The organism is Chitinophaga lutea, from assembly GCF_003813775.1.
Lineage (GTDB): Bacteria > Bacteroidota > Bacteroidia > Chitinophagales > Chitinophagaceae > Chitinophaga > Chitinophaga lutea.
In genome coordinates this window covers 551,004-577,950 of the sequence record NZ_RPDH01000001.1, presented here as the reverse complement: position 1 = coordinate 577,950, position 26,947 = coordinate 551,004, and the positions used below count along the sequence as shown (strand labels likewise).

General features: G+C 55.9%; 24 protein-coding genes. 14 read left to right on the top strand and 10 right to left on the bottom strand.

Annotation, left to right across the window (positions count from 1 at the left end; all coding sequences use genetic code 11):
• Positions 1-176: 176 nt before the first annotated feature.
• The 3 genes from EGT74_RS02250 to icd all read right to left on the bottom strand — a co-directional run bounded on the left by EGT74_RS02250 (position 177) and on the right by icd (position 4,092).
• Positions 177-1,307 carry a TlpA disulfide reductase family protein gene (locus EGT74_RS02250; protein WP_123844910.1) on the bottom strand — a complete coding sequence of 377 codons (1,131 nt, stop codon included), beginning with the start codon at positions 1,305-1,307 and terminating at the stop codon, positions 177-179.
• Between the two features lie 159 nt (positions 1,308-1,466).
• Positions 1,467-2,699 carry an NADP-dependent isocitrate dehydrogenase gene (locus EGT74_RS02245; RefSeq protein WP_123844909.1) on the bottom strand — a complete coding sequence of 411 codons (1,233 nt, stop codon included), beginning with the start codon at positions 2,697-2,699 and terminating at the stop codon, positions 1,467-1,469.
• A gap of 127 nt (positions 2,700-2,826) precedes the next feature.
• Positions 2,827-4,092 (bottom strand): NADP-dependent isocitrate dehydrogenase, encoded by a 1,266-nt coding sequence (gene icd, locus EGT74_RS02240; RefSeq protein WP_123844908.1) that lies wholly within the window; start codon positions 4,090-4,092, stop codon positions 2,827-2,829.
• Positions 4,093-4,205: 113 nt separating this feature from the next.
• Between icd and EGT74_RS02235 the strand changes: the two genes are divergently transcribed.
• From EGT74_RS02235 to EGT74_RS02215, 5 genes are all read left to right on the top strand, one after another.
• A complete protein-coding gene (locus EGT74_RS02235; protein ID WP_123844907.1) occupies positions 4,206-4,868 on the top strand; it encodes an FAD-binding oxidoreductase in 663 nt (220 codons plus the stop codon).
• Positions 4,869-5,128: 260 nt separating this feature from the next.
• Positions 5,129-5,845, top strand: a complete 717-nt coding sequence (locus EGT74_RS02230) for a LiaF transmembrane domain-containing protein (protein WP_123844906.1) — start codon at positions 5,129-5,131, stop codon at positions 5,843-5,845.
• 78 nt (positions 5,846-5,923) lie between these two features.
• Positions 5,924-6,277 carry a DUF4288 domain-containing protein gene (locus EGT74_RS02225; protein WP_123844905.1) on the top strand — a complete coding sequence of 118 codons (354 nt, stop codon included), beginning with the start codon at positions 5,924-5,926 and terminating at the stop codon, positions 6,275-6,277.
• Positions 6,278-6,294: 17 nt separating this feature from the next.
• Positions 6,295-7,368, top strand: coding sequence for a sensor histidine kinase (locus tag EGT74_RS02220; RefSeq protein WP_123844904.1), 1,074 nt, complete (start codon positions 6,295-6,297; stop codon positions 7,366-7,368).
• Positions 7,343-8,074 carry a LytR/AlgR family response regulator transcription factor gene (locus EGT74_RS02215; RefSeq protein ID WP_123844903.1) on the top strand — a complete coding sequence of 244 codons (732 nt, stop codon included), beginning with the start codon at positions 7,343-7,345 and terminating at the stop codon, positions 8,072-8,074. The genes EGT74_RS02220 and EGT74_RS02215 overlap by 26 nt, the downstream gene beginning before the upstream one ends.
• Before the next feature lie 6 nt (positions 8,075-8,080).
• Here the strand turns inward: EGT74_RS02215 and EGT74_RS02210 are convergent, their stop codons facing one another.
• The 4 genes from EGT74_RS02210 to EGT74_RS02195 all read right to left on the bottom strand — a co-directional run bounded on the left by EGT74_RS02210 (position 8,081) and on the right by EGT74_RS02195 (position 12,432).
• A complete protein-coding gene (locus EGT74_RS02210; RefSeq protein WP_220392792.1) occupies positions 8,081-9,289 on the bottom strand; it encodes an acyltransferase family protein in 1,209 nt (402 codons plus the stop codon).
• 130 nt (positions 9,290-9,419) lie between these two features.
• Positions 9,420-9,809, bottom strand: a complete 390-nt coding sequence (locus EGT74_RS02205) for a thioesterase family protein (protein ID WP_123844902.1) — start codon at positions 9,807-9,809, stop codon at positions 9,420-9,422.
• 15 nt (positions 9,810-9,824) lie between these two features.
• A complete protein-coding gene (locus tag EGT74_RS02200) occupies positions 9,825-11,705 on the bottom strand; it encodes an Nramp family divalent metal transporter (protein ID WP_123844901.1) in 1,881 nt (626 codons plus the stop codon).
• Positions 11,706-11,772: 67 nt separating this feature from the next.
• Positions 11,773-12,432: a metal-dependent transcriptional regulator gene (locus EGT74_RS02195; protein WP_123844900.1), complete on the bottom strand. Its 660-nt coding sequence runs from the start codon at positions 12,430-12,432 to the stop codon at positions 11,773-11,775.
• 107 nt (positions 12,433-12,539) lie between these two features.
• Here EGT74_RS02195 and EGT74_RS02190 point away from each other — a divergent pair, with 107 nt between their 5' ends.
• A complete protein-coding gene (locus EGT74_RS02190; RefSeq protein WP_123844899.1) occupies positions 12,540-13,445 on the top strand; it encodes a hypothetical protein in 906 nt (301 codons plus the stop codon).
• 74 nt (positions 13,446-13,519) lie between these two features.
• Positions 13,520-13,906 carry a VOC family protein gene (locus tag EGT74_RS27135; protein WP_123844898.1) on the top strand — a complete coding sequence of 129 codons (387 nt, stop codon included), beginning with the start codon at positions 13,520-13,522 and terminating at the stop codon, positions 13,904-13,906.
• Here EGT74_RS27135 and aat read toward each other — a convergent pair.
• A complete protein-coding gene (aat, locus tag EGT74_RS02180) occupies positions 13,901-14,548 on the bottom strand; it encodes a leucyl/phenylalanyl-tRNA--protein transferase (RefSeq protein WP_123844897.1) in 648 nt (215 codons plus the stop codon). The two genes, EGT74_RS27135 and aat, sit on opposite strands and share 6 nt — an antisense overlap.
• Positions 14,548-14,853, bottom strand: a complete 306-nt coding sequence (locus tag EGT74_RS02175) for an ATP-dependent Clp protease adaptor ClpS (RefSeq protein ID WP_123844896.1) — start codon at positions 14,851-14,853, stop codon at positions 14,548-14,550. Before EGT74_RS02175 ends, aat begins: the two co-directional genes overlap by 1 nt.
• A gap of 132 nt (positions 14,854-14,985) precedes the next feature.
• Here EGT74_RS02175 and EGT74_RS02170 point away from each other — a divergent pair, with 132 nt between their 5' ends.
• Positions 14,986-17,160 carry a cation:proton antiporter gene (locus EGT74_RS02170; RefSeq protein ID WP_123844895.1) on the top strand — a complete coding sequence of 725 codons (2,175 nt, stop codon included), beginning with the start codon at positions 14,986-14,988 and terminating at the stop codon, positions 17,158-17,160.
• A 62-nt stretch (positions 17,161-17,222) separates the two neighbouring features.
• On the opposite strand, the gene EGT74_RS02165 is transcribed toward EGT74_RS02170, so the two are convergent.
• Entirely contained in the window at positions 17,223-17,669 is a 447-nt protein-coding gene (locus tag EGT74_RS02165) for a hypothetical protein (RefSeq protein WP_123844894.1), read from the bottom strand.
• 214 nt (positions 17,670-17,883) lie between these two features.
• Between EGT74_RS02165 and EGT74_RS02160 the strand changes: the two genes are divergently transcribed.
• From EGT74_RS02160 to EGT74_RS02135, 6 genes are all read left to right on the top strand, one after another.
• Positions 17,884-18,483 (top strand): RNA polymerase sigma-70 factor, encoded by a 600-nt coding sequence (locus tag EGT74_RS02160; protein WP_123844893.1) that lies wholly within the window; start codon positions 17,884-17,886, stop codon positions 18,481-18,483.
• 214 nt (positions 18,484-18,697) lie between these two features.
• The gene (locus tag EGT74_RS02155) at positions 18,698-19,864 is read left to right on the top strand and encodes a FecR family protein (protein WP_158617966.1); all 1,167 of its coding nucleotides are present in this window, start codon (positions 18,698-18,700) and stop codon (positions 19,862-19,864) included.
• A gap of 103 nt (positions 19,865-19,967) precedes the next feature.
• Positions 19,968-23,327: a SusC/RagA family TonB-linked outer membrane protein gene (locus EGT74_RS02150; protein WP_123844891.1), complete on the top strand. Its 3,360-nt coding sequence runs from the start codon at positions 19,968-19,970 to the stop codon at positions 23,325-23,327.
• Between the two features lie 18 nt (positions 23,328-23,345).
• Entirely contained in the window at positions 23,346-24,632 is a 1,287-nt protein-coding gene (locus EGT74_RS02145) for a RagB/SusD family nutrient uptake outer membrane protein (RefSeq protein WP_123844890.1), read from the top strand.
• A 21-nt stretch (positions 24,633-24,653) separates the two neighbouring features.
• Entirely contained in the window at positions 24,654-25,565 is a 912-nt protein-coding gene (locus tag EGT74_RS02140; RefSeq protein WP_123844889.1) for a phosphodiester glycosidase family protein, read from the top strand.
• 12 nt (positions 25,566-25,577) lie between these two features.
• A complete protein-coding gene (locus EGT74_RS02135) occupies positions 25,578-26,894 on the top strand; it encodes an IPT/TIG domain-containing protein (RefSeq protein WP_123844888.1) in 1,317 nt (438 codons plus the stop codon).
• Positions 26,895-26,947: the final 53 nt, after the last annotated feature.

Below are 26,947 nucleotides of genomic sequence, written 5' to 3'. Positions count from 1 at the left end.
GGTGCGCACACCGCCAGTTATCAGGGTTTGCTTTCCTCGGCGGCAGGGCCTGTTGCGTTTTTGCAAGGGCCCATTCGCTGTGTGGCCGCCACTTTCAGGCACATACAGCATTGTTATAAAACAGAACAGGCTGCCTTGATTGGAAAAGGCAGCCTGTTCATGCAAATTATCAAAAACTACTTGATTACTTCCTGCAGTTTTTTGGTCAGGCCTTCGCCTCTCAGGTTTTTACCGATGATGACGCCGTTCGGGTCGATCAGGAAATTCTGCGGGATGGAACGTACCGCATAGAGTTTGGCGGCAGCATTGTCCCAGAAAGCCAGGTCGGATACCTGCGTCCAGGTGAGGTTATCGTCCGCGATCGCTTTCAGCCATTTGTCTTTGGCATCCGGCTGGTCGAGCGAAACGCCGAGGATGGTGAAGTTTTTGTCTTTGTATTCGTTATACGCTTTCACCACGTGCGGGTTTTCAGCACGGCAGGGGCCGCACCAGCTGGCCCAGAAGTCGATCAGCACATATTTGCCGCGGAAGGAAGCCAGCGATACGGGTTTGCCTTCGGGGTCGTTTTGTGTGAAGGCAGGCGCCACGGCGCCGATGGATACCGCTTTGATTCTTTCCAGCTGTTCTGCATACGCCTTGCCGCTTTTGCCGTCACGAACGGCCGGGGCGAGTTTGGCGAACAGCGGTTGTATGTCGCCGTATTCCGGTGCGCCGCCGGCGTATTCTTTCAGTGCATTCAGCGCCACTACGGATTTGTTGTTCGTTTCGAAAAATTTCTTCAGGATGGCTTTCCGCTCTTCGAAATAACCTTTGCCTTTTTCCTGCAGGGAAGCGATGAAATCTTTGTCTTTACGTTCCGCTTCGGGTTTTGCATAGTATTCGGCATCCAGCGCTTTGAACTTCTGCTCGTTCGGTTCCAGGGCGGTTTGCAGCGCTTTGCTGTCTGCATTCACCGGACCGCCTTTCACCTTGGCGAATTTCATTGAATCGGCGCTTTCTACATTCACTACACCGCTTTCGAGGTAGAGCTTAACGCTCTCCGCATTCATGGCCGCACGTGAATCGGCGGGAGTGTGACGGAGGAGCAGGGTAGCATTGACCGGTTCGGCAACGGTGCCGGTAAACTGGAAGGTACCGTTCACCAGGTCGGCAGAGTCGCTTACCAGCTTGCCGTCCTGCGGGTAGCGGAGGAAAACTTTGGCGGGCGTATTGTGCTGCCCTACTTTGCCTTTAACGGTGAACTGGGTTTGTGCGCTCGCCAGCGCGGGCATCAGCAGCAGCGCGGGGAGAAAATGGCTTTTTTTCATGATGGTTTGGTTTTGACCCCTTAAATGTAAGAAAGTAAACGAACACTTTCGTTCACTTTCTGATGAGCGGGGCTATGGTGGCCTGAAGGGTCGGCCGGGCGTAAAAAAAGCACGTCCCGCGGTGAGGCGGGACGTGCTCGTTATCAGCTGTATAACAATCTATTTGTTCAGTTTGGCTTTCAGCGCGGTATCCAGCGCTTCCAGGAACTCCTCGGTGTACAGGTAGTGTTTACCATGCTCCACTTTGTTGCCGTGGATACAAACCGCGAGGTCTTTGGTCATCTTGCCGCTTTCCACGGTTTCGATACAAACCTGCTCCAGCGCCTGGCAGAAGTTGATCAGCTCCTGGTTATTGTCCAGCTTGCCACGGAACTCCAGGCCGCGCGTCCATGCGAAAATGGAAGCGATCGGGTTGGTGGAAGTGGGTTTGCCCGCCTGGTGGTCGCGGTAGTGACGGGTAACGGTACCGTGCGCTGCTTCCGCTTCCATGGTTTTGCCATCGGGCGTCACCAGGGTGGAGGTCATCAGGCCGAGAGAACCGAAGCCCTGCGCCACGGTGTCTGACTGTACGTCGCCATCGTAGTTTTTACAGGCCCACACAAAGTTGCCGTTCCATTTCAGGGCGCTGGCCACCATGTCGTCGATGAGGCGGTGCTCATAAGTGAGGCCCGCTTTGTCGAACTCGGCTTTGAATTCTTTCTGGTAGGTTTCTTCGAAAATATCTTTGAAACGGCCATCGTACTTTTTCAGGATGGTGTTTTTGGTGCTCAGGTACAGCGGCCATTTTTTCAGCAGCGCCTGGTTGAAACATGCACGGGCGAAACCACGGATGGATTCGTCGGTGTTGTACATGGCCAGGGCAACGCCGTCGCCTTTGAACTGGTACACTTCATGCTCGATCACTTCGCCGTTCTCGCCTTCGAATTTGATGGTGAGCTTGCCTTTGCCTTTTACCACGAAGTCGGTAGCGCGGTACTGGTCGCCGAACGCGTGACGGCCGATGCAGATGGGCGCCGTCCAGTTGGGAACGAGCCGGGGCACGTTCTTCATCACGATGGGCTCGCGGAACACGGTGCCATCGAGGATGTTACGGATGGTGCCGTTCGGTGATTTCCACATCTGTTTCAGCTTGAATTCCTCCACGCGTTGCTCGTCAGGCGTAATGGTAGCGCATTTGATGCCTACATTGTATTGTTTGATGGCGTTGGCGGCGTCGATGGTTACCTGGTCGTTGGTGGCATCCCTGTGCTCCATGCCGAGATCGAAATATTTGATATCTAAATCGAGATATGGAATGATCAGTTTGTCCTTAATAAACTTCCAGATGATTCGCGTCATTTCGTCGCCATCCAGTTCAACCACAGGGTTTGCAACTTTGATTTTTTGTGACATCGATGTAATGTTTTTTTAATATGTGCTGATAGTAAACACGAAATATACAAAAGTCAATTTCGAATTTCAAATACGGATAACGAATTAAAGAATTTCTATATCCATATCCGTTATCCGTATGGCGGTATTAAAGCTGTTTGATGATTTCGTCGGCGAACTCGCTGCATTTTACGAGTGTGGCGTCGTCCATCAGTTTGTAGAAGTCGATGGTCACCCTTTTGCGCATAATGGCGGTGCTGAGGCCTTCCACGATGATATCTGCCGCTTCTTTCCAGCCCATGTATTCCAGCATCATCACGCCGGAGAGGATCACGGAAGAGGGGTTCATGGTGTCCGTGTTGGCGAAGCGGGGCGCGGTACCGTGTGTGGCTTCGAATACGGCGTGGCCGGTGGCGTAGTTGATGTTGCCGCCGGGTGCGATGCCGATGCCGCCTACTGCGGCCGCCAGTGCGTCGGAAATGTAGTCGCCGTTCAGGTTGAGCGTGGCGATCACGGAGTAGTCCTGCGGGGCGAGCAGTATCTGCTGGAGGAAGTTGTCGGCGATCACATCGTTGATGATGATCTTATTGTGGGCCTGCGCTACCTTGATTTCGCGGTTGGCTTCGTCTTCGCCTTTTTCCTTTTTGGTTTTTTCCCATTGTTCCCAGGTGTACACGTAGTCGCCGAATTCGCGGGCGGCGAGTTCGTACCCCCAGTTTTTGAAACCGCCCTCGGTGAATTTCATGATGTTGCCTTTGTGCACCAGGCTCACGGTGGGGCGTTTGTGCTCGATAGCGTACCTGATGGCCGCGCGCACGAGGCGTTCCGTACCTTCCTTGCTCACGGGTTTGATACCCAGTGAAGACGTTTCGGGGAAGCGGATCTGCTTCACACCCAGCTCTTCCTGCAGGAATTTCAGGAGTTTGTTGGCGCCTTCGGTGCCATACATGTATTCGATGCCGGCATAGATGTCTTCCGTGTTTTCGCGGAAAATCACCATATCCACCTTATCGGGGCGTTTAACGGGAGAGGGCACTTTGTTGAACCAGCGTACCGGGCGCACACAGGCGTAGAGGTCCAGCTCCTGGCGCATGGCCACGTTCAGGGAGCGGATGCCGCCGCCTACCGGGGTGGTGAGGGGGCCTTTGATCGATACCAGGTACTCCTTCAACGCGTCGAGCGTGGTTTTCGGGAGCCATTCGCCGGTTTCCTGGAAAGCCTTTTCGCCCGCCAGTACTTCCTTCCATTCGATTTTCCGCGTACCGCCGTAGGCTTTTTCCACGGCCGCATCAAATACCCTTACACTGGCACGCCAGATATCCGGACCAATGCCGTCGCCAATAATAAACGGAATAATGGGATGGGCAGGGACCTTGATCTGCCCGTTAATCATCTGAATTTTTTCTGCCGGCATATTGCTGAGTTATTGTTTTAAGAATTGCCGCAAAGGTAACACATTTGAGGGGAGGATGAAGGCCGTAAATGTGATAATTAACTTAAATTCGGAGAAGAATAAACCCGGGCGTCATGGAAGAACATATAGTGTCAATATTAGATATAACTCCCGTTACCCACAATGTGAAACGCTTTACTGTCGAGAAGCCCGCCGGATACCGGTTCATACCGGGGCAGGCGACGGATGTGGCCGTTAACAAACCGGGCTGGGAGCAGGAGCTGCGGCCGTTCACCTTTACCGCGCTCAACGAGTGGGACCACCTGGAGTTCACCATCAAGATTTACGACGACCATTCCGGGGTGACCCACCAGCTGGGGCAGCTGCAGGCGGGCGACAGCCTGCGGATACACGACGTATGGGGCGCCATCCAGTACCGGGGCGAGGGCACGTTCATTGCCGGCGGGGCCGGGGTGACGCCTTTTATCGCCATTTTCCGGCAGCTGCAGCACGAAGGCCGGGTGGGGCTGAACAAACTGATCTTTTCCAATAAGACCCGGGAAGACATCATCCTGGAACGGGAGTTCCGGGAAATACTGGGCGGCAATTTCATCAACACCCTCACCGAAGAGGCCCGGCCGGGCTACGACCATCACCGGATCGACGAGGTGTATCTCCGGTCGAAAATCAAGGACTTCCGCCAGCCCTTCTACCTCTGCGGGCCCGATGCGATGGTGGCCGGGGTGAAAGACATCCTCGAAAAACTCGGCGGGGAAACGATCGTGGTGGAGCTGTAACCGCTCATAACGCCGGCCGCCATGCCGGAGGCCCTCCTTGTACGCCCTGAAACCGGCTGAACAGCCTCGGCCGGGCGCAAACGCGGCGATTTCACCGGTTATCCCGTCCCCTAAACCCTCATTTTGCTGCAAATCCTGTCAATTTCACCGGCGATTTCCCCCATTTTACCGGTAAAACCCCCTGCTATACCTAAGCGGCATTGTTGCCCCAGGGGCGCCGTTGTAGATTTGTGTCATAAACTTAAAAACAAATACAATTTATGAACAGCTATAATCGTCATCCTGATAACAGAAGTAATGGCATCCTGGGTGGGGTAGTGGTACTGATCATCGGTGTCGCTTTCCTGCTCCGCAAGCTCGACCTGCATTTGCCGCACTGGGTGTTTTCATGGCCGATGCTGCTGATACTGATCGGTTTCATCATGGGCCTCAAAAACAAATTCCAGGGGGCGGGCTGGTTCATCCTGACGTTCATCGGTACGATATTCCTGATCAACGATATCCTGCCGTTTTCCTGGCAGTTGCAACGGTTCTTCTGGCCCATCGTGCTGATCGTGATCGGTGTGGTGATGATCGGGCGGTCTGCCAGCCGCAACCGGCGGTATAACGATATCATCGCCGGCAGCAGCTCCACCGCCAGCCCGGAAGATTTTTTACAGAGCACCACCATTTTCAGCGGCACCAATAAAGTAGTGCTGTCGAAAAACTTCAAAGGCGGCAATGTGACCACCATGTTCGGCGGCACGGAGCTGAATTTCATGCAGGCCGATATCCAGGGCGAAGTCATCCTCGACGTCACCACGATGTTCGGTAGCATTGAACTGGTTGTGCCCTCGCACTGGGACGTGAAAATAGACGTGAATACCGTGTTCGGGGGAATTGAAGACAAACGGATGGTAGTGCCTGCGTCCGTCGATAAAGTACTGGTGCTGCGAGGTTCCTGTACGTTCGGCGGGGTCGAACTCAAAAGCTTTTAAACTCTCTTTCCGCCATTACTTTTATCCATTGTTTTGATACCTCCATCCATCCTTACATCACCTGAAAACCGTTTTAACATGTATTGGTTTGTTGCGAAGATAGTTTACCAGATCATTTGCGGAAAAGGGGAACACCTGCCGCAATTCGATGAGCAGCTGCGCCTCATCAGCGCAGTGAGCAAACAGGAAGCCTGGAAAAAAGCCCAGCAGATCGGGGAGCAGGAACAATATGCGTTCCGCAACCAGAAGGAAGAACTGGTGGAATGGCGTTTCATCAACGTGCCGGAACTGCTTGCGCTGGAAGACCTGAAAGACGGCATGGAGCTCTATTCCCGGGTGGAAGAGCCCGAAAATGCCAGCAGCTACGTAGCGCTGCTGCAGATGAAAGCGGCGCAGCTGCAATCACAGAAGTCCTTTGAGCTGAATGTATAAATCTTAAAACGTCTGTTTTGGCTACACACCTGCTCAAGGAAAAACCTTACCGCTATACTTTCATCATCGGCTTCGTGGTATTCGTCAACCTGCACCGCATTATTTTGCATCACTGGCTGGGGCAGGAAGGCATGGTATCGCTGGTAGACAGCCTGGTCCATAACGGCGTGCTGTTCACAGTGATCGCCGTGCTGACGCAAATGCAGGCACACTACCGCCCGACGAAAGGGAAATATGCTTATGTGGCGCTGATCACGCTGATGAAAAGCGCCCTCTGGGCCGCCCTCGTGATGTTTGTACTAAAGCTGATCTATAACGACGGTGAGCATACGGCCTACATCCAGTGGCTGTCCGACACGCTGCCCATCCGCTTCGCCATGGGCTGGGCGCTGATCGCGGGCACGGGGTTCATCAGTTTTTTCATGTACGAGATAGACGAGCAGCGTGAGGCCCTGGCCCGCAAGGAAACCGCCGAAAAACTCGCCCGGGAGGCCGAGCTGTATAAACTCCGCCAGCAGTTGCAACCGCACTTCCTGTTCAACAGCCTGAACTCCATCAATGCGTTGGTGAGTTTGCGGCCCGAGGAGGCGCGGCAGATGATCCAGAAGCTGAGCGATTTTCTGCGCGGCACGCTTAAAAAAGAAGACCAGCTGTGGATCCCACTGCGGGAAGAATTGCAGTATCTCCAGCTGTACCTCGATATCGAAAAAGTACGCTTCCGCCACCGTTTAACCACCACCGTTACACAGCCCGACGATGCGGACGGCCTCCAGATACCGCCCATGCTGCTGCAGCCCGTCGTGGAAAACGCCATCAAGTTCGGACTGTACGACACCACGGAAGCGATCAATATCACCATCGAGGCGAAGCGCGAGCGCAATGTGCTGACAGTGGCCGTCAGCAACCCCTTCGACCCGCAGATGCACCAGCAGGTACAGCAGGGCACCGGCTTCGGCCTCAATTCCATCCGCCGCAGGCTCTTTTTGCTCTTCGGGCGCCACGACCTGCTGGAAACTCAAACGAATCAGAATATCTTTACCACCATCATAAAAGTACCGCAGCTCCATGATAAAAGCAGTGTTGATCGATGACGAACCCCTGGCCCGCGAACTCGTCAGGGAATACCTGCAGGCCTACCCGCAGATAACGGTGCTGGCTGAATGTAACGACGGGTTTGAAGGACTGAAAGCCATTCAGCAGCATCAGCCGGATCTGTTGTTTCTCGACATCCAAATGCCGAAGATCAACGGCTTCGAAATGCTGGAACTGGTAGACAAGATCCCCTGCGTGATCTTTACGACGGCCTTTGAAGAATACGCCATCCGGGCATTTGAAGTGAACGCGATCGACTACCTGCTGAAACCCTTCTCCCGCGACCGGTTCGATAAGGCCCTGCAGAAAATGCTGGAGCGAAAAACGGAACTGACGCAGGAGCTCCTCGACACCGCCGGCCGTGATATGCCCGCGCAGCACAACCGCGTGGTGGTGAAAATCAACGGGCGCATCAAGATCATTCCCGTGCAGGATATCCACTACCTGGAGGCGGCCGATGATTATGTGAAAATCGTTACGCAGGAAGGGGCTTTCCTGAAAAATAAAACCATGTCGTTTTTCGAGCGAATGCTCGATGCACAGCAGTTCATCCGCGTGCACCGGTCGTATATCCTGAACGTGGGGCAGATCACGCGGATAGACCCGTATGAAAAAGAAACCTACCTCGCCATCCTGAAAGACGGCAGCAAGATACTCGTCAGCAAAACCGGTTATCCCCGGCTGAAAGAAGTGCTCGGGCTCTGACGCGGTTTATATTTTGATAAAGATTTTCTTCCGGTACATCCAGTACAATACCAGCCATTCCAGCGCCAGCACCGGTATGCCCCGTACCAGCGGGGCATAAGCGTTACCGAACACCTGCCCGAAATTCTCACCGAGATGGGTGGATAAGGAACTGCTGATAAATGCCGCGATCCCGGCGTCGGCTATCACGTAGGCGGCGATGGAATTCATGCCGATCACCATCAGGGGCAGCATGATTTTTTTATGCCCGGCCACGTCGGTGAGCCAGTAAAAGAATGCCAGGAAAAAGAAACACAGCCCGCCGCTGAAGAGCGTCCAGGAGGGCGTCCAGATACGTTTTACGATGGGGCAGATGCCTGTGAAATGAAGAAGCGCCGCCACCGCAACGAGCGCCGCGCCGGTGAGCAGGAAAAACCGTATCCGTTCCCGCGGCGCCGATCCGGATTTGAGCGAGTGGCCGGCGAAGAGACCGAGCACCATGGTGCCCAGGGTGGGGATGAAACTCAGCGTAGTATAACCGCCGCGGTTATACAGGAAAGGTTTTTCACGGGGAAAGAGATGGAGGAACCAGCGGTCGAATGCGGCGGCCAGGTTGGTGTTTTTATTCCAGTGCGCGGCGAACCCGTTCATGTTGTGCTCCCAGCCCGCCGGTACGCCCACCGTGGTGGTGTCGAAGCCTGCGGGAGGAAGGGGATATAATGCGAATGCCAGCCAGTACCCCACCAGCAGCAGTACCAGCGCGATCACCTGCGTTCGCTGCCGCGAATAGCCGATGAGAAACAGGAATGGATACCCCAGGCCTATCATGGTCAGTGTGTCTTCGAACGTAAAATTCGTCTGGCTCCGGTTGATCGACCGGAGGAAGATGCCCAGCAGGATAAGTATCAGCGAACGGACGAGCGTATGTTTCAGCAGCGCGCCGAACGTGGCGCCTTTGGCCATGCGGCCGGCGATGGAAAAGGGCAGGGCAACGCCTACAAGGAAAGAAAATGAAGGCTGTATCATGTCGTGGAGCGAGCAGCCCGTCCAGGGCACATGGCTCTGGTTCCAGCCGAGAAAAGCCCAGAAATCATTGCCGGGCAAAGCTTCTGCAACGTTGGAAAGGCGCAACACTTCCGCCATCATCAGCAACATCACGAAACCACGGTACACGTCAACGGCAACAATTCTGGCGGGCATAGGGGCAGGGCTGGCCACAGGAGGTGGAATTTTCATGCTTAAAGATAATTATTGCCGCGTAAAAAAAAGACCAGCATTGCGGCCGGCCGGTGCCCGGTTCAACCGGGCCGTTTTTTTTATGGCTTTATAATGTGAAGAGGCAGTCTACACTGCCCGGTGAAACCGTTTAAAGCGTGGAGAACAGTTTTTCGAGCTTTTCTTTTTTGAGCACTTTCTGTTCCTGTTCTCCCCGCGCTACGAGGCGTTCCCCCACCTGCGCCGTGAAGCTGCAGAGAATGGTATGTGCTTCGATCTTTTTAACAACCGCCGTAAAGGTCACCGTGGTGCCGACAACGGCCGGCGACAGGTGTTCCACGCTGATCATGGTGCCGATGCCTTCTTCGTTCTCTTCTTTCATGTCCAGCACAAACAGGCGGCAGCACCATTCCGCATCCCTCGCCAGCGCAAAGGTGGCATACACGGGATGCACGGCCCCGCTGTCGAAGGTGGCGCAGTCTTCCGCGCGCACCTTGCGGGTAAAGGTTTTAATGTCGCCGGGTTGAAACAGGTGTTGCATACGATGTGTTTTAACCTATTGGATCACGAGCACGGGGATATGCACATAATGCCGCACATAGTTCACCGTTTCGCCGTACAGCCAGTCTTTCAGGCCCGTATGGCCGTGCCCGCCGAGCACGAGCAGGTCGGCTTCTTCCTGCTGCACGATGCGTACGATCGATTTGGCGCGGTGTTTATATCCGAGCACGCCTTTCGCTTTGACGCCCCTGCCGGCCAGCAGGCGCAGGTAGGTGTCGAGCTGTTCCTGGTCTTTCTGCGTTTCGAAATCGTTGGCTTCCTTGCCGAAGTAACGGGCCGAGGCGCTTTCCACCACGTGGATCAGCACGTACTCCGTATCGGGCCGGCCCTGCGCCAGGGCGTTGGCGATGACCTTTTCGTCGTTCTGCGAAAAGTCGAGCGCCAGGGCGATTTTTTTATATACAGGCGCTTCCAGGCTGCCGAGCGTTACTTTGGTAGCATGCATACGCGCGGATCCTTTTTGCCGGTAGCGGCTGATGAAAGGATAGATCACCGTGATCACGAGCAGGGCGATAAAAGCGAAGCCCACCAGGTAGATAAGCACATCCACCCACCACAGCTGGTTCTGGCTGATGAAACTGCCGGCTTCCGACCACACCATACGGACGTTGAGATATACCAGCACCGTGGAAATCAGCCATGCGGCGACTTTTACGATAGGTTTGATGGTGAAATTGCCCATGGTATGTTTGTCGCTCACAAAGTGAATGAGCGGGATAATCGCAAAGCCCAGCTGCAGGCTGAGCAATACCTGGCTGAACACCAGCAGCTCGCCGATCTTTTCTTCGCCCGCAATCCAGATCACGAGCAGGGCCGGGATAATGGCGACGAGGCGCGTGATCAGCCTGCGCAGCCAGGGATTGATACGCAGGCGCAGGTAACCTTCCATAACGATCTGACCTGCCAGTGTACCCGTTACCGTGGAGCTTTGCCCGGCGGCAATCAGCGCCACGGCAAAGAGGATGGGCGCCAATTTGCTGCCCAGCAGGGGTTCCAGCATGCGGTGCGCTTCGTGGAGGTCGGCTATTTCGGTGTGGCCGGCCGTGAAAAACACGGAGGCGGCCAGTATCAGGATGGCGGCATTTACAAAAAACGCGAGGTTCAGGGCGATGGCCGTATCCCAGAAATTGATCTTCAGCGCCTGTTTGATGCCCGCATCCGTTTTCTGGATCTTGCGGGTTTGCACCAGCGCGGAATGCAGGTACAGGTTGTGCGGCATGACCGTAGCGCCGATGATACCGATGGCGATGTACAGCGCCGTATCGTCAGGCAGGGAAGGAATGAAGCCTTTGGCCACTTCGGGCAGATCGGGTTTGGCCAGCAGCAGCTGTATCAGGAAAGAGGTGCCCACGATGGCCACCAGTGCAATGATGAACGCTTCCATTTTGCGGATGCCGTAGCGCTGCAGGAGCAGCAGCAAAAAGGTGTCGAGCACGGTGAGGGATACGCCCCACATCAGCGGCAGGCCCGTCAGTAATTGTATACCGATGGCCATGCCCAGCACTTCAGCCAGGTCGGTGGCGGCAATGGCGATTTCGGCGAGGATGTACAACAGAAAATTGACCGGGGCGGGATAGGTTTCGCGGTTGGCCTGCGCGAGATCGCGGCCCCGCACGATGCCCAGCCGGGCGCTGAGGCTTTGCAGCAACAGGGCCATCAGGTTGCTCATCAGCAGCACCCAGATGAGCGTGTAGCCGTACTTACTGCCGCCGGCCAGGTCGGTGGCCCAGTTGCCGGGATCCATATACCCCACGCTCACCAGGTAAGCAGGCCCGAAAAAGGCCAGTATCTTCCGGAAACCTGATTTATGCTGAACGGTCGTGTCTACGCTCTGATGTACTTCGCTGAGTGATGCCGCGTGATCCTGTACTTTCATGTGAATCGTATTCGTCTTTTTACAGCAACAGCATAGCGGGATGCGCTATGCTGTCAATATTTCGTGCTTACAATGTTTTTACCATAATGCTCTTCGATACCTGCTCGCTGATGGTGAAGGCGGGCTGGTTTTTTATTTTGATCTCCACCGAGTTGTCGAATTCATACCGCTCGATGATATCGATCTGGATGCCGAGCTTCACCCCCTTGGCATGGAGGAACTCCAGCAGCGCGGACGACTGGTCGGATACACCGGCCACCTCCAGCCGGCGCCCCGTCGCTTTGTCGAGCGATACCAGCTGCCTGCTTTTGCTGATCTTGCCGTGCGCGTCCGGTATCGGGTCGCCGTGGGGATCGGTGGTGGGGTTGCCCAGGTATTCGCTCAGGCGGTTTACCAGTTTCTCACTCCCCACATGCTCCAGCTCTTCGGCGATTTCATGCACTTCGTTCCAGCTGAACGACAGTTTCTCCACCAGGAACACCTCCCACAAACGGTGCCGCCGCACGATCTGGAGGGCCAGCTTGCGCCCCTCGGCCGTGAGCGTGATGCCCTGGTACTTTTCGTAGTCGATCAGTTTTTTCTCCTTGAGCTTCTTGGCCATGTCCGTCACAGAGGCCGGCTTGGTGTCGAGCTCATAAGCAATGGCGTTGGTGCTCACCGCCGCGTTTCCGTCCTGCAGCTTGTAAATGGATTTGATATAATTCTCTTCCGCCGTCGTCAACTTCATGATATCTAAAATATAATTTAGACAAATCTAAATAATATTTTTGAATTACAATAACCTATGGGGATATATGGAATATTATTTACCTTTTCGGCCAATTACAGCAAAATATGAGCAGAATCCTACTCCTGACACTAATGACCGGCCTGCTGGCGGCTTGCAACAACAAACCCAAAGCGGTAAACGAAGAAGACCGTGTGCTCACCTTTGCAGATTTCCGCAGTTTTTTCCCGGAGGGTAAGGTTTACCGGCTGAATGCCGATTCGCTGCGGCGCCCGCTGGCAGACAGCCTGGCGTTCAAGGCCAAGGTCGTGAAACAGTTTTTGCCGGATACCCTGGCCAAAGGCGTATTCGGTGCCACGGAGCAACCGCGCTTTTTCCCGCGCGCGCTGATCAGCCGCGACGAGATGCTGTATTTTGTGGTGGAAGGCAAAACGAAAGCAGGCAGCGCGGCCTGGCTGAGTTTGTACGACAAGAAAGGCACTTTCCTGAAGCGCCACCTCGTAGCCCGGAACATCAGCGGCAAACCGCGCATGGGATTTGTGCTCGACGAGAAGTTCAACATCCGCGTGAGCACGGAAACGCAGCGTTCCACCCGCGACGATGTGTATGCCGCCAATCCCGACGGCAGCCTCATCCTCATCCTGACCAATTCCAACGAACCGCTGAATGCGGGCATTTATAATCCCATCGATACACTGCCCCGTAAACATAAGTTCTCCGCCAACTACACGGCGGGCGAACAGAACCTGGTGTCTATCCGCGACGGGGAAACGCCGAAGGAATTCCAGTTCTATATTCATTTCTCCAAAGATAAAGGCGCCTGTACCGGGGAGCTCGACGGGGTAGGGCGTTTTACATCCGCCACCACCGGGCAGTTCCGCGACAAACGCACTTCCTGCATCCTCGACTTCAAATTCAGCAGCAGCCGGGTGACCATCACCGAAACCGGCTGCGGCGCATACCGCGGCATCAAATGTTTCTTTGAAGGTTCATACACGAAGAAGAAAAAATAGCGGGTGGTATGGGGAGCATTCCCGGGCCATTGCGTTTATCAGCATGCATTCATTGACGACATAATCATTTACTTATGAAAAGAGTGACAGGTATCGGCGGGATGTTCTTCCAGTGCGAAGACCCGCAGCAAATGAATGAATGGTACGGCCGCCACCTCGGCCTGCCGGTGAACCAGTGGGGCGCTTCGTTCCAGTGGCGCGATGCGGATAACCCGGAAAAGGTCTGCATTACGCAATGGAGCACGATGAAAAACGGCACGGAATATTTCGCGCCGTCTGAAAAGAAATTCATGATCAATTACCGGGTTGAAAACCTCGAAGCCTTGCTGGCCGCGCTGAAGGAAGAAGGCGTGCAGATAGTGGGGGAGATGCAGGTGTTCGAGTACGGCAAGTTCGCCTGGATTATGGATCCGGAAGGCAACAAGATCGAGTTATGGGAACCGGTGGATGAGAAGTTATAGCGCGTGCCGCTGCACCAGGTCCACGAAACTCACGCGGCTGATGAACCGCGCCCCCAGCGAGGCGAGGTGATGCGTGTGCACCTGGCAGTCGATGATTTCCAGCGCATCCTGGTATTGTTCCACAAACGTAATGAAAGCCGCTTTGGAGGCATTGGTGACTTTGGCAAACATGCTTTCCCCGAAAAAGCAGCGCCCCAGTTTTACGCCATACAAGCCGCCCACCAGCTGGTCATCCTGCCAGCATTCCACAGACAGTGCATGCCCTTCCTTATGCAGCCGCAGGTAGGCTTCCATCATATCGCGGGTGATCCAGGTACCGTCCTGCCCCTCGCGGGGAATGGTGCGGCAGTTATTGATCACGCCTGCGAAATCGGTGTTGATGGTGATGTTGAAATCCCCTTTCCGGAGCACCTGCCGCATGGAATGCGATACCCTGATTTCTTTCGGGAATAATACGAAGCGCGGGTCGGGCGCCCACCAGAGAATGGGTTTACGGCTATACCAGGGAAAAATGCCCGAGCGGTAAGCCAGCAGCAGCCGCTCTGTGCTAAGGTCGCCGCCGATGGCCAGCAGGCCGTCCGGATCCGCTCCGGATAACGGCGGGAAAATCAGTTCGTCGTCGGGTATATAAAAAAGGGGCATTAAGAAGGAACCGTTTCAACAATGGTGGCGCTGATGCCTCTTTCCAGCAGGGCCTCGCACATGGGTTTCAGGTCGCTGTACTCGCCTTCCTTCACCGCGTATTTGCCGTTGTAATGGATGATGAGCGCGCACTGTTCCGCCTGCTCCTCCGTATGGCCGCATACTTCCATGAGTGAGGTGATCACCCATTCGAAAGTATTGACATCATCGTTCCATACTATTAAACTGAAAGGGAACTGCTCGGCTGTTTCCACCAGCATTTCTTCCTTTTCTTTCACGGACACGCCTGTTCCCGTATAACCCATGGTCAGTCAGCTGTTTTTGCAAAGTTACATTTTTTTGGCAATGCCGTGGTTTGAAAGAATGGTTGTAAATTAACGGCCATGAAACCACCATGTGAGAGGTTCCATCTGACATTGAATGATAAATATTTATAGATGAAAGGATTGGTTTTATTAATGAGTTTCAGTTTGCCGCTGAAGGACCCGGTGCCCATTTTTTCGCTGGTTTTGTTTATTATACTCCTGGCCCCCATCATCCTGCGGAAATTCCGCATCCCCAGCATCATCGGCCTCATTCTGGCCGGCATGGCCATCGGCGACCATGGTTTCAAGATCATAGAAAAAGGCAGTATCAACCTCTTCGGCAACGCCGGCCTGCTGTATATCATGTTCCTGGCGGGGCTGGAGCTGGATATGACCGAGTTCCGCAAGAACCGCCACCGCAGTATGGTGTTCGGCGCCTTTACCTTCTTCATACCGTTGATACTGGGATACGTTCTGTGCACCTACGTGCTGCATTTTTCCCTGATGGCCTCGCTGCTGATATCGAGTATGTTCGCCACCCATACGCTGGTGGCTTACCCGCTGGCCAGCCGGCTGGGCATCACCAAAAACGAAGCCGTTACCGTGGCCGTGGGCGGCACCATTATTACAGACACTGCGGTGCTGCTGATACTGGCCATCATCACCGGGGCGGAGGAAGGCAACCTCAATACCGCTTTCTGGCTGAAGCTGGGCATTTCGCTGGCCGTGTTCACGGTGATCGTGATGTGGGGCTTCCCGGCGGTGGGGCGGTGGTTTTTCAAGAAGATCAAAGACGATAAAACATCGCACTTCATATTCGTGCTGGCCCTCGTGTTCCTGGCGGCCTTCCTGGCGGAACTGGCGGGCGTGGAGGCCATCATCGGCGCGTTCCTGGCCGGGCTGGCGCTCAATACGCTCATCCCGCACACCTCGCCGCTCATGAACCGCATCGAGTTCGTGGGCAACGCCCTGTTCATCCCGTTTTTCCTCATATCGGTGGGCATGATCGTGGACCTGCGGGTGCTGCTCAAAGGCCCCGAAGCGCTGATCATCGCCGGCGCGCTGACTGCCATGGCCCTGCTCAGCAAGTGGCTGGCCGCGTTTTTCACCCAGTTGTCGTTCGGCTACACCGCCACGCAGCGTAACGTGATATTCGGCCTCAGCAGCGCACATGCGGCCGCCACCATCGCGGTGGTGCTGATCGGGTTCAACATGGGAATCATCAACGAAAATGTGCTCAACGGCACCATCGTGCTCATCCTGATCACCTGCATGGTAGGCTCGTTCGTGACCGAAAGCGCGGGCCGTAAACTGGCCATCCGCGAAGCGGAAAAGAAACCTGAAATCACCGGCGGCCCGGAGCACTTCCTCATTCCCATCGCCAACCCCGGGAAAATGGAAGCCCTGCTCGATTTTACGCTCATGGTGAAAGACCCTGCCAACGCGGCGCCCATCTACCCGCTCGTAGTGGTGCAGGACGATGAGGAAGCGAAGGAAAAAATATTCGTCAGCAACAAGATGATGGAAAAGATGGTGATACACGCCGCCGCCTCCGAAAGCAACGTGCAGGTGGTGACGCGGGTAGACCTCAACGTGACCGACGGCATTTCCCGGGCCGTGAAAGAACTGCTGATCTCGGATGTGGTGCTGGGCTGGAGCGACAAAAACTCCGCCACCGACCGCATTTTCGGCAACCTCTTCGGTACCACCACAGACAATGTGCTGCAGAGCGTATGGGAAACCGTGTACGTCTGCCAGCTGAACCATCCCATCAACACCACTAAAAAAATGGTGCTGGTGATGCCCCAGAACACCGAATACGAACTGGGCTTCGCGCATTACATGCAGAAGATCATTTTGCTGGCCAAACAGGCCGGGGCGAAAATAGTGGTATACAGCACCGGCCGCACCCAGGCCGCGGTGCAGCGCTTTATCGCGGAAGCGAAAGCCAGCGTGGAGATCACGTTCAGGCACCTCGACAACCTCGAAGACTTCCTCGTGCTGGCCCGCAACATCTCGCGCGACGATCTGCTGGTGGTGGTGTCTGCCCGCAAAGGCACCCTGTCGTATCAGCCTTATCTCGAAAACATCCCGGCCCGCATCGGCCGTCATTTTAAAGACAACAACGTGGTGCTCGTGTATCCCGAACAGCGCACCACGGAGAATAACGAACCCGGCATGCAGGAAGGCGATATCACGCTGCGGCCCATACAGGAACAGCTGCGCAACATCAGCCGGCTGGGCAAGGTGGTGAAGCGGATATTCAAAGGCGGGGAAAAGAAAAACGATTTCGACGAAGGGGAATAACAGTTTCCCGGAAATAGAAAAGGTGGCGCTCCAAGGAACGCCACCTTTTTTGTTGTGAGGAATTACCGGTCTCTTACTTTCTGTACGGCCGGCAGCAGCAGGCCGATGGAGTAGATGTCGTCATTGTCTTTCACATCGCAGGCCTTGCAGATGCACATACCGTATTGCTGGCTGTCGGGAAAAGAAAAACAGGCGTCGGGTAGCGGGCAGTCGCAATCCGGCTCTGCGGCGCCGCTGGTGCCGTCGTTCGGTACCAGGCGCGTTTCGCGGCCGTTTACATCGGTAAACACCACGTCGCTGAAGCTGTCGCCGCGTTTTACCAGCTGAATGCTCCCGTGATGGCCGGGCAGGCGAACGGTGTTGGTGCCTTCGGTGAGTTTGATGGAGCTTACCAACAGATCGGTGAATCTTACCTTCATGGAACTGGTGGGGGCGGGGCCGGAAGTTTTCTGGGCTTTTGCCGCGATGGCCGTTACGAACAGTACGGCGAGGATCAATACTTTTTTCATGGTGAAATGTACTTTTGGGGTTTGTTAAAAAATTTGACAGCACAAAGAAACGGCGGGGCGGATTCTTCCGGAGAGCAGATTTAACGGGAACCGGATTTGAGTTAATGGATATGCGGGTTGTATTATTTTTATATTAACTTGCCCCCATCCACTTAACGATTCAACCAATAATTAGAATATTTGCCGGCCGCAATTTTAAAATAAGCATAGAGGCATGTCTTCCAAAGCGTCAGAAGAAATAGCATTAGTAGCAGCATTGCAGGAGGATAGTGTAACGGCATTCGATGCCCTTTACCGCATGTATTTTTCCGCAGTGTACGCCAACATTCTCCACCTGGTGAAGGATGAAACGGCCGCGCAGGATATTGTGCAGGAAGTGTTCATCCGTTTATGGGAGAAAAGGAAATTGCTGCATGCCGGCCAGCCGGCAGGCAACTGGCTGTTCGTGGTGAGTTACAACCGGGCGCTGAACCACCTCCGCTCCAGCCTCCGGCAGCGGCTGAAAATAGCGGAGATCGCGCCGGATACCGCCGAAATGCCGGAAGACGAATGGCAGGTCACCTCCATCCAGCTCGATATGCTGGAAAGGGCCATCGAACAGCTGCCGCCGCAGCGGAAGAAGGTATTCCTCCTGTGCAAGATGCAGGGTAAAACCTACGCCGAAGCGGCATCCGAATTACAGATCTCCCACTACACCGTCAAGGAACATATCACCAAAGCCAGCCGCTTCATCCGCGAATACGTACGCCTGCAGCCGGAATGGCGGGCCCTGGTGGCGGCATTCCCGCTGTTCGCGAAGATTTTCGAGCAATAGGAATGGCGCGGGGTGCCGGCGGGGCCATTCTCCCGAAGGATTTTTAGTAATGAAACTGCCTGGTATGGTGGCCGGCACCGCTACCGCTTCTTTTCCCGGCCCGATGGTGCGGAGACTGAGCTGCTCCGCCCGCCCCGCGAATTTTTTTTTAAAAGCTGTTCCCCCAACCCCCCTTTTTCCACACCCCGGTGTATTTATCCCGAAAGCTGTTCATTTGAATCAACCTGAAACATATTTACACGAGCTGCTGGCCAAAGCGCACTGGACGGACGAAGAATGCCGCTGGCTGCTGCATTACCTGGATCATACGCCCGGTACGGCCCTGCAAACCCATCTGCTGGAACGCTTCCGGCAGCAGGGTTTCGAACCGCAACACCAGCAATTGTCCGACGGTATTTTAGCACGTATCCACGCCCGGATACAGCCGGCCGCACCGGTTACGCCGGTGATGCCGATGTACCGCCGCTGGTGGAACATCGCGGCTGCGGCGGTACTGGTAGGGGCCGCGGTGGCCGGTGGCATTTACTGGCTGCGACCCGTGGCGAACGTACAAACGGCGGGCGTGCAGGCGCTCCCTGCCGTAACCGATGTGGCGCCGGGCGGCAACAAAGCCAGGCTGGTGTTAGGGAACGGACAGGCCGTGCTGCTCGACCAGGCGGCCGACGGCCCCATTGCGGGCAGCGGCGAACAGGTGCATAAACAGGACGCAGAGCTGGTGTACGGCCCGGGGGGCGGCTCCGGCAGCAATACCCTGATCACCCCCAATGGCGGGCAGTTCCGCGTACAGCTGGCGGACGGTACGAAGGTGTGGCTCAACGCCGCCAGCTCCCTGCAATATCCGGCCGCTTTCACCGGCAGCGACCGTACGGTGACGCTCAAGGGCGAAGCCTACTTCGAAGTGGCGCAGAACGCCGATAAACCGTTTTTCGTAAACGTGAACGGGATGACGGTACAGGTGCTGGGCACGCACTTCAACGTCAACGCCTATGCGGAAGAAAAACACTTCACCACCACTTTGCTCGAAGGCGCCGTGCGCGTGGTAGCCGGCAACCAGCGCCTGACGCTGGCCCCGGGGCAGCAGACCACCCTGGAGCAACACTCGGGTGTTTTGCAGCGCAGCGCCGGCGATACGGAAAATGCAGTGGCCTGGAAGAACGGCCTCTTCACGTTTAAGAACGATGAACTGGTGGCCGTGATGCGCGACATCAGCCGCTGGTACGATGTGTCGGTGGTGTTCGAAGACGGGGCCGACGAAAAAATTCACGTAACGGGCGCCATGCGCAGGCAGGAGTACCTGCAGCAGGCCCTGAAAATACTGGAGCTGACGGCCGATCTGCATTTTGAGGTGCAGGGCAGAACCGTGACCGTCCGCAAAAAATAAATCATCACACATACATACAACAGCTGAACCGGCAGGCGCCTGCCGGTACGGTCCTGCTTTTTAAAAATTCAATCAGTTGCACTATAAAAAAACGGCTCCATTTATGAAACGATCATTACGCAACCAACGCAGCCCGCGGCCATTTTCCGGGCGGCTGCTGCGACCGTTGTTCCTCTTCCTGCTCGTGGCAGGGCTGCAGGTAGCCGCCACGGCCAAGGCGCAGAACAAACGGCTGAATGTGGAAGTGAACAATGCCAGCCTCGAAACGGTGTTCCGCATCGTGCGCCAGCAAAGCAACTACCTCTTCATTTTTAAGGATGAAAATATTGCCGCCGCGGGCAGCAAAATCACGCTGCGCCTCAAAGAGGCCACCATCGAGCAGGTGATGGAACGCTGCCTCGAAGGTTCGCCGCTGACCTACCGGATCGTGGACAACACGGTTATCCTGGTGAAACGGGAAGAACCCGCCGCACCACAGCAGAAAGCCGCCAGGGTTTCGGGCAGCGTCAAGGATGCGGACAACGGCGACCCGCTGCCGGGAGTGACGGTAGCCGTGAAAGGCACCAGCAACGGGACCACCACCGACGGCAACGGCAACTTTTCCCTGAATAACGTACCAACGGGCGCCACCCTGCTTTTTTCCTATATCGGTTTTTCCACGCAGGCCGTGGAAGCCGGTACCCGTACGGAACTGCACATCCGCCTGCAGCGCGAAAGCCGCAACATGCAACAGGTAGTGGTGGTAGGGTACGGCACCCAGAAAAAAACGGAGCTCACCGGCGCCATCGCCACCTTCAAACCCGACGACCTGAACGCGCGCCCGGTGCTGGGCCCCGATCAGCTGCTGCAGGGCCGCATGGCCGGCGTGAGCGTATCGTCCGCTTCCGGGATGCCGGGCGGCGCGATGCGTGTGAGCGTACGCGGCATCGGTTCGCTGAGCGCCAGCAATGAACCGCTGTATGTGATAGATGGTGTGCCCATCATCCCGCACGACGCGGCGATGACCAACTTCGGCACGAAAATGAACCCGCTTTCACAGCTCAACCCTTCCGATATCGCTTCCGTGGAAGTACTGAAAGACGCCGCCTCCGCAGCCATCTACGGCTCGCGCGCCACCAACGGCGTTATCCTCATCACCACCAAAAGCGGGCGCAAAGGGAGTGGACAACTCACCGTAAACGCCTATGCAGGCCTGCAGGAAGTGCCCAACCTTCGCAAGGTGAAAATGGCGGATTCCAACCTGTACCTCGAAGTGGTGAACGAAGGGATCGACAACTACAACAAACAATACGGCTACCAGCCGGGCAACAGCAAATTCATCCCCGGCATCGATCATCCTTATCCCGGCCTGCCGGATACCGACTGGATGAAACTGGTGCTGCGCACGGCGTACACACAGAACGTGGATCTCTCCGTATCAGGCGGGAATGATAAAACGACTTATTACATCTCCGGCGGTTTCCTCAACCAGCAGGGCACCATCATTCATAACGACCTGAAAAAATACACGGGCCGCATCAACCTCAGCACGGAACCGCTGAGCTGGCTGCGCGCGGGTGTGAACCTCAGCTTCAGTTATTCGGACAACAACCGCGTGCCGGGCTCCAACCTGGGCTCCACCGTGATGGGCAGAAGCCTGCCGCAGCGCCCGTTCGACCGGCCGTATAAACCGGACGGCAGCTATTATGTGGGCGGTACGGCAGACCTGGTGTATCACAACCCCATCCAGATACTGAAGGAAGAAGTGGCCAACCTGAAAAACTACCGCATGCTGGGCAATGCGTTCGCGGAACTGAAGTTCACGAAAGCCCTCAGCTTCAAAACGGCTTTCGGCTCAGACATCGGTTATACGCAGGATTATATCTACTACAACCAGAAACATCCCTACGGCACGGGTAACGGGCGCATCGTGGACGAACGCAGGCTGCTCACCAACCTGCTGTTCGAAAACACGCTCAACTACTCGCGTACGTTCGGAGAATTGAAACTCGACCTGCTGGGCGGCCATTCCTTCCAGCGGATGAACGTGTCGACCAACGGCATCGACGGCAACGGTTTCCCGGCGCCCTCTTTCGATGTGCTGGCGGCGGCTTCCGTGATCAACAACGCGTCTACCAACCTCTACGGCAATGCGATGGAATCCTATTTCGGCCGTGCGAACCTGGCGTGGAAAAACAAATACATGCTGGGTATGTCTATCCGTACCGATGGTTCTTCGCGCTTTTCGCCCGATAACCGCTACGGGTATTTCCCCTCTGTGTCCGCAGGCTGGCAGGTGAGCAAGGAACCTTTCTGGACGCTGCCGCACACCGACCTGAAGCTGCGCATGAGCTACGGCTCCACGGGCAACCAGGAAGGCGTGAGCAACTACGCCTACCAGTCGCTCACCGGCGGCGGTTACAACTACGACGGTAAAAGCGGCATCGCCATCACGGGTTTCGGCAACAACCTGCTCACCTGGGAAAAAGCGAACCAGCTCGATGCCGGTGCGGAACTGGGATTGCTGGGCGGGGCCGTCAACCTGACGCTGGATTATTTCCGCAAGAACACCACCAACCTGCTTTATAACATGCCCATACAGGCTACGTCCGGCTTCACCAGCATCACCAGCAACATCGGCTCCATGCTGAACACGGGCGTTGAAGCATCGTTGAATACCGACTTTAATTTCGGGGAGCTGCGCTGGACGTCGGACTTCAACATCTCCTTCATCAGGAACCGCATCACCTCGCTGATCGGCAACAACGATGTAATGTCTGTGGGGAACAACCGCGCATTGCAGGTAGGCCACGATATCGGCAGCATCTGGATTTACCGGATGACGGGCATTTACCAGGACGACAAGGAAGTGCCGGAGCCGTTGAAGAAAATCGGCGTGAGAGCGGGCGACGTGAAATATGAAGACCTGAACAACGACGGCAATATCGACATCAACGACCGCCAGATCGTGGGCAGTTCCAATCCTGATTTTTACGGCGGCTGGAACAACACCTTCCGTTACAAAAACTTCGACCTCTCCGTGTTCCTCAATTACGTATACGGCCAGGATATGTACGCCACTTCGCGCATCACCATCGAAAGGCTGGGGCAGAACGCGGTGAACGTGCTGGAGAAAGTGGCGAAGAACAGGTGGACGGGGCCCGGTACCAGCAACACCGTACCGCGTGCGATCTATAACCACGCTTACAACCTGTACAACTCAACCCGCTGGATGGAAGACGGTTCTTTCCTGCGCGTGCGCACCGTATCGCTCGGGTACGAACTGCCGGCGGATTGGCTGCAAAGGGCCAAGGTGAAGCGTTTGCGCGTTTACCTGCAGGCGGATAACCTGTGGCTGCTGACCAACTACTCGGGCCTTGATCCGGAAGTGAGCTCCGACATGGATCCCCGTTTTATGGGAGAAGACAACCTGGTGCTGCCGCAGCCCCGTTCCTTTAACCTGGGTATTAACCTGAATTTCTAAACGATGCAAAATATGTTTATGAAACGAATCATATGGCCTGGTGTATTGTCTGCGTTGTGCCTGTTCACGTCCTGCAGCCACCTGCTCGATGTGAAATCGCATTCCGCCGTGGCCACCAATACGTTATCGGCCGCCGATGTGGAGGCCTTCCTGACGGGCATTTATAACCGCGTGCAGAATGCGCCCGGCGCGGAATCGTACATTTCGTTCGACGTGGTGGGCGGCAACCTCATCAATTCCGGGGCCACTACGGACGGCGGGCTGAACACCTTTATCAGCAATGTGCTCCGGCCGGAAAACGGGCTGATGTCCGGCGCCTGGAACGGCTATTACGCCGCGCTCTACCAGGTGAACAACCTGCTGGAAGCGACGGCCGTGTTGCCTGAATCCACCCGCAATACCGAAATAAAGGGCATCGCGCATTTTTTCCGCGGATATCTCTACTACAACCTCGTGACCCGCTGGGGCGCGGTACCGGTGCTGGAGAAAAACACGCAGGAAAAAGTGAAACAGCAAACCGTACCGGAAGTATGGGCTTTTATCGAAAAAGAACTGCAGCTGGCCATCGATGGTGCGCCTGCTTATGCAACCGGGCAATACTACCAGGTATCGTCCGTTGCCGCAAAAGCGCTGATGGCCCGTGTGAAACTGGCGCAGGGCAAAAAGGCCGAAGCGGCCGTGCTGGCGGAAGAAGTGATCGGCAGCGGCTTGTTCAAACTGGACGCCTTTGAAAAGATCTTCCGCGCCACGGCGAATACCGAAGAGATCTTTTCATTCAAGAACCTCACCATCGAATCGTCCGTGCGCGTGAGCACGCTCTTTTATACCTACGCGCATCCGGTGAAGGGAAGTTATGTGTACCGTCCCACGCAGGAAGTAATGGACCTGTTCACGGCCACGGATAAACGCACCGCCATTTCCATCGATACCTACCAGGGCCTGCGGGTGATCAACAAATACCCCAGCGGCCAATCCGGCACGGATCCGATCGTGGTGATCAGGCTGGCGGAAATGTACCTCATCAGCGCGGAAGCGAGAGGATTGGCGGGGCTCAGCAGGCTGAACGAACTGCGGGCGGAAAGAGGCCTCGCGGCGATCAGCCCGGCGGATGAAAACGCCTACCTCGACGCGGTGCTGCTGGAAAGAAGGAAAGAATTCCTCGGTGAAGGGTACCGCTGGTACGATCTGGTGCGCACCGGTAAAGCCGTTTCGGAACTGGGACTGGCTACGCGTGAAGTGAAATACCCCATCCCCATGAACGAGCTGGCGTTGAACAGCCTGCTCAAACAAAACGACGATTATTAAACGATTCCAAAAAGTAAAGATATGAACAGGATAAGGCTCGTATCCCTGCTTGCGCTGCTGTCGCTCGCCGCCGCCGGGTGCAAAAAAGATTCACAGGCGCAGGTGCCGCACTATACCATCGAAAGCCCGCTGGTGAAGCGGATTGCAGACAGCACCGACCTGATGGCGCAGGTATTTTCCGATACCGTTTTCCAGGTGAGCGAAGGCGTCCGGGAAAGTGACGTGCACTACCTCAGCAAGGAAGGTTATGCCATGCATGCGTTCATCCTCGAAGTGGACCTGAACAACCCCAAGCTGAAGCTCGAAGCCGGTATGCCATACAACGTGCCCGCTTACGCGATGCAGACGGTGCCTGATATGGCCAAATACATGCAGGCGGCTGGCAGCCCGGTGCTGGCGGCGGTGAACGCCGATTTTTTCAACACCTCCACCGGCGAGCCCCGCGGCATCCTGGTCATGAACGGCAAAGTGATGAAAACCACCTGGGCCAACGCCCGCAGCAGCACGTTCATCGGCGTGAAAAAGGACGGCAAGGTGTTCATCGGCGACCGGGCCGATTTTGCCGCCATGCAGAACGATTTTGAAGACGCCCTCGGCGGCGGCCCCATGCTCGTGAAAGACAATCAGATACTCACCCAAACCGATCTTTCCGTGGAGCCGCGCACCGGCATCGGGATGAGTGCCGACGGGAAGCTGTACTTCATCGTGGTGGACGGCCGCAGCTTTTATTATTCCAATGGCATCACCATCACGCAGCTGGGCCATATGCTGAAAGCATGCGGGGCGGTGAAAGCCATCAACGTAGACGGCGGCGGTTCTTCCACCTTCATGATCAAACATCCGCTGGCCGATGTATGGCAGGTGCGCAACCGCCCTTCCGACGGCACCAACCGCCCGGTAGGCAATGCCTGGCTGATTGTTACCAAACCTTAAACGCCCGTACCCATGCAAAGAATCTTATCGTGCTGCTTCGCCGTACTGCTGTTGGCGGCGACGGCCTGTAATAAAGACGACGACAACAATACCGCCGCCACGCCCGTGATCAATACGGTATGGCCGCTGGAAGGAGCGCCTTCCACCATCGTGACCATCCGCGGCAAACACTTCAGCGGCGTGCGCACGGAGAACACCGTGAAATTCAACGGGGTGGATGCCGTGGTGATAGAAGCGGCAACCGGTCAGCTGCAGGTGGTGACGCCCGCAACCGGCGCTACGGGCCCCGTTACGGTGGCCGTGCGGAATATGGTGGTGACGGGCCCCGTGTTTACCTATACCGCCGCACCGGAAGAATATATCGTCAAAGTACTGGTCGGTGACGTGACCGCTGGCTCTGTAGACGGCCCGGTGGCTACCGCCCGGCTCCGCAACCCGGAAGGAGTGGCGACGGACGGCGCGGGCAACCTCGTGATCGTGGACCGCGGCAATAACCGCATCCGCAAATTCACCGCAACGGGTGTTTTAAGCACGATCGCCGGCGCCGATGCGGCAGGGTTTGTGAACGGAGCAGGTACGGCCGCGCGTTTCAGGTTGCCCTGGAAATCGGCCGTAGATGCGGCGGGCAATATTATCGTGGCGGACCGCGATAACCATTGCATCCGTAAAATCACACCGGACGGCACGGTGAGCACAATCGCAGGCGACGGCACGGCCGGTTATGCAGACGGGGATAAAAGCACCGCCCGCTTCAACCAGCCGCTGGACGTGGCGGTAGATGCCGCCGGCAACATTTATGTAGCGGACAATCTCAACCACCGCATCCGTAAAATTTCCCCCGCGGGCCAGGTGAGCACCGTAGCCGGCGACGGCACTGCTGCCTTTGCGAACGGTATTGGCGCTGCCGCGAAATTCAAAAATCCCAGCGGGCTGGTGCTGGATAAAGACGGCAACATCCTGGTGGCCGACCGGCTCAACCACCGCATCCGGAAAATATCGCCGGCAGGGGAGGTGACGACGCCGGCAGGCGACGGCACGACCGGTTTCAAGGATGGAGGCGCCGGTGCGGCGAGGTTTGCCGACCCCTACGGCATCGATGTGGACCGTAAAGGCAACATCATCATCGCCGACCTGACCAACAACAAAGTGCGCAAGCTGGCGGGCGCCATCGTGAGCACCATCGCGGGCGCCGGCAAAGGTTTCCAGGACGGGTCAGGCGCTGTTGCCCAGCTGAACCAGCCCACCGATGTATGCACGGACGCAGACGGGAATATCTACGTGGCCGACCTTGGCAATAACTGTATCCGGAAAATATCCCTCCTGAAATAACCGGAGGATCGATGAAAAACAAAAGGCCGTCTCAAATGAATGAGACGGCCTTT